Here is a 6,643-nt window from a genome sequence, read left to right on the forward strand (position 1 = left end):
GAGGGCCTGCCGTGCCGTGGGTTCAGGTCCGCAGGGTCTGGCCCGGGAGCACGCGGTAGGCGGTGGCGAAGCGGCCGGGATTGGCGAAGCCCCACCGGGTCGCGATGGCCGCGACGGTGTCCCCGCGCGCCGGGTCGGCGCGTTGCAGGTCGCGGCGCGCGAGTTCGAGCCGTACCCGACGCCGGTACCCGAGCGGTGTCGTGCCGAGGTGCCGGCGGAACCCGTACTGCAGGGCGCGGGCGCTCGTGCCGGCCGCCGCCGCGATCTCGCTCAGCGGGAGCGGCAGGTGGGCGTGCGCGTCGATGTGCGCCACCGCGCGGCGGACCGTCGCCGGCGTGACGGTGCCCGGGCCCAGCACGTGCTGACGGGTCATGGTCGTGTTCGGGAAGGTGTGCAGCGCACCGGTGGCGACGGTGCGCGCCATCTCCTCCGCGAGCAGCGGCGAGTTCAGTGGTGACACCGGGTCCATCAGCGCTCCGGTGACGAGACCGAGCAGTGACCTCCAGTACCGGTGCATCGACGCCGAGACCGGCGTGATGCCGTGGAACCGCGCCTCCGCTGCGGGCACCCCTGTCGTCTCCTCGGCGACCCGTCCGACCCGGTCGGCCGGCAGCCTCAGCGTGGTCACGTCGAAGCCGCGCATGGCGAACTCGATCGGGACCCCGAGCGGGTAGAACGCGACGTCCCCGGCGGACGCGGTGGTCCCGGCACCGGGACTGCCCACCTGCACGCTGCCGGCGTGCACGACGAAGAACACGTAGTCCTGAAGCCCTCGGTGCTGGTGCCGGCGTAGTCGATGGAGGTGCGCACCCGGTCGGCACCGGACACGGGTGTGTCGTGGGTCAGCGCCGAGAACCGCGCACCATTCCTGATCGGCGCAAACCGCGACCTGGTGTCGGCGTACACCTGCCGGATGAAGGCGGTGACCTCGGCTTCGTCGTGGGACGAGAACGACGATCGCCGGACGAGGTCAGGCCGTGTCTGCGGCGCCGGCACACTGCCTCCCGAGGCGCGGCGGCGAGGGGCGGCTGCTGACCCGACGGACAGATCACGCAGCCAGGGGCCGCCGGACGAAGCGCCGGCCCGGGACCTCCTGGTCAGCGCACCGGCGGTGTGTGACCGTGACCGGGCGTCCGGTGGAACCCGGGGTCCACCGAGAACGTAGTTCGGGCGGGTCAAGCGGCGGCCCGCCCGAGCGCCTCGTCCCGCCGGGTCGCCGGTCAGACGTTGAAGCGGAACGTTGCCAGCGTGCTGGAACGTCATTGGCCGTTATGGAAAGTCGCTGTTGACCAGCGCTTTTGACGTTGTAGATGGTTGGACGACAGCGGCCTGGATGGGAAGTCTTGTTGACTGGTTGTTGACTGACGCCCACGCGGTCGGGCGTGTCGTCTGCCTGTGAACCTGTGTGTCGCGTGCCCTGACATGGGGCCAACCATGCGGTCCTGATCCGAGCGACGGGACGCCGGCCGACGATGTCGGGGTGTCCCTGAAGGTGGCTTCAGGGACACCTGCGCGGCCACGGTTGAGGCGCGTTGAGGAGGCCGCAATCGCCGCGGGCGGTCAGCACTCCAGTCCACCCTCGGCGACGCTGACGTTGACGCAGTCGAGGCTGGTGGCGAACTCCCGGCGCTGCGCCGCCGTGAGACCTCCGGGCTTGTACCGGACGACAATCCATCCGGACAGGTGGGCCTCGCCGGCGAAGCTGTGTGCGGCAGCCACCGCGTCCTCCCGATCTGCGAACCGGTACATCGTCAGCGCGTCGGACTGCACTGCCTGCATGCACGGGAGGTCCGCGTCGCACAGCTCCTCCGTGGCCCAACGCGCGCCCGGCATCATGGACTGCGTCCAGGCGTCGTCCGCCGCGACCCAGGCTTCCAGGTCGATGTCCTCGCGTCCGCCGTAGACGAAGTCGTCGGTCCCGACGTACACGGCCAGTGCGCCCACCACCGCACCGACGACTACACCGGCCGCCACTGGGATCCACCTGATCACACGCCCTGCTCTCGCCTCTGCCGAGCTTCCTGGGTTGTGCACCGATCGCACGGGCACGTCGTTGTCGGTGCTTCAGTTCACCAGCAGATCGACATATCCCTCAGTGGGCCGCTCTGGGAGAACGGAAGTCGTCCCGCGGACGGGTTGGCGGGTCAAGGCAGGTCGCAGGCGCTACCCACCCCTGGGGGATGGCTGGGGGGCACGACTTCCGGCGGGGGTCCCATCGGTGCGTCATACCTCGAACACCATGCTTCGCTCCTACAGTGCCCAGCAGAACGAGGGCCGAGGAGGACTCTGGCATGCCAAGACATATTAAGGCAGAAACGCGGTGGAAGCCCTTTCGGCGATGGCTCATCGAGCGCCTCAACGCTCTAGAGCCAGAACAGTTCGTCATCGTTGAAGCTCCGGACGACAGCGGTTACGTCCAGTTCGTTCACGCCCCTAGGATTGGGCTTATCGGCGAGTGCTGCGATCCGAGGATGGTTGAGCGTCTACAGCCGCGGGCTCAACTCCTTGACCAACATATTGTGGCTTTAGGTTGGAATCCCATCGATCCGTCCAGCGGCTCTCCGAACTACAGTGCCACCTGGTCTCTCGACCCGCAGGCTACGACGGGGGCTTTCGACCTCTCCGACGCGGTGGACGCTGTCGACCTAGCCGTAACCACGCTGCGTATCGTGCTCGGAGCACGCGATCCCCGAATGCTGGTGGTCTTAAATGACCAGGGGGAATCGGAAGACTGGCAGATCAATAAGTCTGTCAGCACTAAGACGAATGGGCGCCAGGCGCCGTCCAGACAAACAGATCGGCGGCGGCGCGGAGAAAAGGATCTAGCTACCTTTCTGCTAGCAAGAATCAGCGAAGAGCAGGAGGCGCTACCGCTCGCTGCCCCTGGCGTCTGGAGCGCTGTCCCCGTGAATAAGCGAGTCGATGGCTGGAACGTCAAGAGTCAGGACTGGCGAGGCGATCCGCTCGACGTAGCCGTCGATCACTCGTCCCAACACCAACGCGGAGCCTGCACCTGGGCCACCGCTGAACACATCGCCCGTTGGGATCCTCGACGCGCCACGCACGAACTCAGTCTTAAGCGGGTGATCGTTCAGGAAGCGACTGCCGCGCTTGCCAACGCCTCACAGTTGTCGACCGCGGCCGAGTATGAGGAGGGCGCAGCCTTCCTTGCTGAGCGGATCCTACGCAGCCTCGGCTATCAGTACGCAGACCATCCACACTATCGCCACGAATGGGCGCCTTAAGAGGTGCTCGGACCCATAAGGATAGGGTTCAGACGCTGCCGGCTACGACATGGGGTCATAGTGGACGCTACGCGACTCACCAGGCCCAAAGCCGGCTGCGAAACTCACGCCGCCTCGCTGTCCAGGGTGGCTGGGCCGGCCCAGAAAATGTCCCACAGTAGGCGGCGGTTTCAAGCGGTCGTCGCAACGACTGGCTTTCCGGGGTCGGACAGTAGCCGTTGCATGGCCTCGGCCGGGGTGATGAATCCGAGGGTCTGGCGGGGCCTGCCGTTGAGTTCGGCAGCGACGGCGTCGAGGTCCTCAGCGGTGTGGACCGAAAGGTCGGTGCTCTTGGGGAAGTACTGGCGCAGCAGGCCGTTGGTGTTCTCGTTGCTGCCGCGCTGCCAGGGCGAGTGCGGATCGCAGAAGTAGATCGCCATGTCGGTGGCGAGCGTGATGGCCCGGTGCTGGGCCAGCTCGCTGCCCTGGTCCCAGGTCAGCGAGCGGCGCAGCTGCTCGGGCAGGGTCTGCATCGTTGCGACCAGCCGGTCGCGGACGGTCTGGGCGCCGTGCCCGTCGGGCAGATGGACCAGCAGGCAGAAGCGGGTCTGGCGTTCGACCAGCACTGCCGATCGCCGAGCGGCAGTGCTGGCCCAGGATCAGGTCGCCTTCCCAATGGCCGGGCACCGCGCGGTCGGCGGCTTCGGCGGGGCGTTCGCTGATCGAGACCATGCCGGAGATCTTCGCCGTGGTCGCGGCCGAGAACCCGTGGGGCCGGCGCCAGGCCCGACCGGTGCGCAGATGCCGGTGCAACTCGGTGCGCAGCTGGCCGCGGCCCTGCACGAACAGCGCCTGGTAGATGGTCTCGTGGCTCACCCGCATCGCCGCCTCGTCACCATGCTCACCGGCCAGGTGGACGCTGATCTGGGCCGGGCTCCACTTCCGGCACAGCCTGTCCTGCACCGCCTCCGCCAGCCGTGCGTTCGCCAGTTTGAACGGCTTGGGCCGCCGCGCCCGCAGCCCGGCGCGTTTGTGCGCCGCGCACGGGGCGTATCTGGCCCGCCTCGCCCGCCCGGCCGCCGACATGGGCCTGTTGCGGCGTAGCTCGCGGCTGATCGTCGACGGCGCGCGGCCCAGCTGCGTCGCGATCGAGCGCATCGACACCCCGGCCAGATCCAGATCGGCGATCTGCAGCCGCTCCTCCAGCGACAGGTACCTCTCCGACACCATCCGCGGTGCCGCCGGCGGGCGTCCGCCCGAGTCGCGTCGCCACCGATATCCCTGCCGCCGATCCACGCCGACAGCCTCACAGGCCTGCGAAGAGGACGATCCCGCCGTCAGCAGCTCCCAGAACCGCTGCTGCCGCTCATCCCGAACCCGCCGCCACTCCGAAACCACCACAACACCCCGCACTCGATGGGTGTTGCGACGACCGCCTGAGTCCGCAGGCCGCTTAGGGACACGCCCCCCGCGAGCAGTGCCCGGTCCCTGCTCGCCACCCACCCGGCCGTCGCCTCCGGACTCGGCCCTTCAGTCCGACAGCCTTCGAGTCGCCTTGTGGACCGCTTAACAGACAAGATTTTAGAGACGCTCCTGCTGTCGGTTCCGCGATCCGACGCGACGCCGAGCGTGCCGTCCCTCGTGCCGCTCTGCGATCCCCAGCCCCAGGCGACCGGGTCCTCAACGTTCTGCTCTTAGGTAGACGACGCAAGTCGAGCGTCCCTTGAGCACCTCGAGCCCCGCGGCACCCAGGGCGACGTACACAGACGTGAGATGTTCGGGCGCATGTGTTGCTCGGCGCCCGAAAGCTATCCCCATGCTCACAGTCGCTCGAAAAGGACCCGCGGGAGCGAGGGCACGCACTCGTGACCATCACCAAGGGGTACGAGACCAAGATCGTCCAAGCGATTAGAGGCACCGAAGACAGAGCCATTGCCAGGTGGGAGGCGGACAGCTGGCAACTGGTCCGCCGCGACCAGGGAACCTTCCGCACAGCCCTCACCTTTCGGCGTCCAAGGCCCAAGCAGAGCCTCGCCGCGGCCGCCGCTTTCACGGTCATGCTTGTGGTGGCGATCGGCGGCCTGGTCATCGGCGTGATCTTCGGCGACGACGAGAACACGACCGCTCCGCCGACGGCCGCCAGCGCAAGTCCTCCCCCTGCCGATGTGGCGTCACCGGCTGAGCCATCCGCACCGGCTCCTGCGGAGTCCACCTGGGAAGAAACGCAGGACGCCGACCTCAACTTCGGGGAGACTGCTCGCTTCCGCTCGACCGCTGGGGACAACAACATCCCGCTGGAGATCACCGTGGGGCCTCCGGTGTCCTTCACCCCGAGCGAGGCGGCCATCGTCTTCGACGCGCGAGCCGCGGTGGGCGGTCTAGCGGGAGAGCTTCACGAGACCAACGTGTACTTCACCGTCACCATCACGAACCTGTCGACCAGCCAGGCGTTCGACACGGACTTCGTGTTCTCCGACGTAACGGAGACCGGTGCCGACGACCAAGTCTCGGTGGTCCTGGAAGGAGACATCGTCAGCATGACCGGATGGCCGCAGGAGATCGCTCCCGGAGGGTCGTTCACCCTCAAGGACGGCTACAGCGTCAAGGACGCCACGGCCATCGAGTACACCTTCGACATCGACGGCCTCGCCGGCCGGTCCTTCTACTTCTCGCGCTAGCGCGCTCAGACGTCCTGATGGCCGACGTCGAAGCGGACGACCAGCCGGGGAGGGGCCAACGCGTTCTCAGCTCGTGCCTATCGACGCGGTGGTCGGATGGATCGCCCTCTGACTAGGCCCCGTGGCCTCGCCCTTAGCGGCCCACTACGGGACACCTTGCAATGACACGAGTCGCTCCTTGGCACCGGGGACGGCGTCTCCTGTATGCAAGTCTCCTGTGACGGACCCCTTGTCAGTCCCCATGGGCAAGCTGCGGCAGGCCCTCGACCATGTCCTCGCGGCGCTGCAGGCGGAACAGGGAGAGTCAATCCCGCTGTCCGCCGACTACTACTGGGTGCTCTCCCCGCGGGCCATGTACGACGTCTACGAGACGCCAACGGCCGACGACTTCACCATGGGTCAACTCTCGGACGACATCGCCACCCTCGACGAGATCCTGCGCCCTGATGAGCCGGCCTCGGCCTGGCACGACTTGCAGCACCTGGTCGGCATCCTGCGCCGCCTGGCCACCCAGGACCTGCCTCCAGGCACATGATTTGCGCTGCGGAGTCGAGCGCTCGTAGGTGTGGGCCGCCCCCGCGGCGAGCCGTCCGGTGTCCCTAAGCGGCCCACTAAGAAGACGTTGCGGAAGTAGGTCGTCGGGCTCTAGTTGACGACCTGGCATCGGCGCAGGCTGCCGGCCATGTCGTCGCCGGTGTCTTCCCCACCGCCGCGGCTGATCAGTGACGCGCTGTGGGCGCT

The 6,643-nt window shown here is 67.6% G+C and carries 5 protein-coding genes and 1 pseudogene; 3 read left to right on the plus strand and 3 right to left on the minus strand.

Going from position 1 to position 6,643, the window contains the following annotated elements; genetic code table 11:
- Positions 1 to 22: 22 nt before the first annotated feature.
- Together ACI79O_RS22125 and ACI79O_RS22130 are read right to left on the minus strand one after the other, a co-directional pair.
- Positions 23 to 958 carry a helix-turn-helix domain-containing protein gene (locus ACI79O_RS22125; protein ID WP_456915225.1) on the minus strand — a complete coding sequence of 312 codons (936 nt, stop codon included), beginning with the start codon at positions 956 to 958 and terminating at the stop codon, positions 23 to 25.
- 602 nt (positions 959 to 1,560) lie between these two features.
- The gene (locus tag ACI79O_RS22130; protein WP_456915220.1) at positions 1,561 to 1,944 is read right to left on the minus strand and encodes a hypothetical protein; all 384 of its coding nucleotides are present in this window, start codon (positions 1,942 to 1,944) and stop codon (positions 1,561 to 1,563) included.
- A 347-nt stretch (positions 1,945 to 2,291) separates the two neighbouring features.
- Here ACI79O_RS22130 and ACI79O_RS22135 point away from each other — a divergent pair, with 347 nt between their 5' ends.
- Positions 2,292 to 3,245 (plus strand): DUF6221 family protein, encoded by a 954-nt coding sequence (locus ACI79O_RS22135; protein WP_456915221.1) that lies wholly within the window; start codon positions 2,292 to 2,294, stop codon positions 3,243 to 3,245.
- 170 nt (positions 3,246 to 3,415) lie between these two features.
- Here the strand turns inward: ACI79O_RS22135 and ACI79O_RS22140 are convergent.
- A pseudogene (locus ACI79O_RS22140) lies at positions 3,416 to 4,622 on the minus strand (IS30 family transposase).
- 467 nt (positions 4,623 to 5,089) lie between these two features.
- Here ACI79O_RS22140 and ACI79O_RS22145 point away from each other — a divergent pair.
- Together ACI79O_RS22145 and ACI79O_RS22150 are read left to right on the plus strand one after the other, a co-directional pair.
- Complete coding sequence (locus ACI79O_RS22145; protein ID WP_456915222.1) at positions 5,090 to 5,902, plus strand: hypothetical protein; 813 nt, start codon at positions 5,090 to 5,092, stop codon at positions 5,900 to 5,902.
- Between the two features lie 241 nt (positions 5,903 to 6,143).
- Positions 6,144 to 6,437, plus strand: a complete 294-nt coding sequence (locus ACI79O_RS22150; protein WP_456915223.1) for a hypothetical protein — start codon at positions 6,144 to 6,146, stop codon at positions 6,435 to 6,437.
- Positions 6,438 to 6,643 lie beyond the last annotated feature (206 nt).

The organism is Geodermatophilus sp. SYSU D00696 (assembly GCF_054050235.1).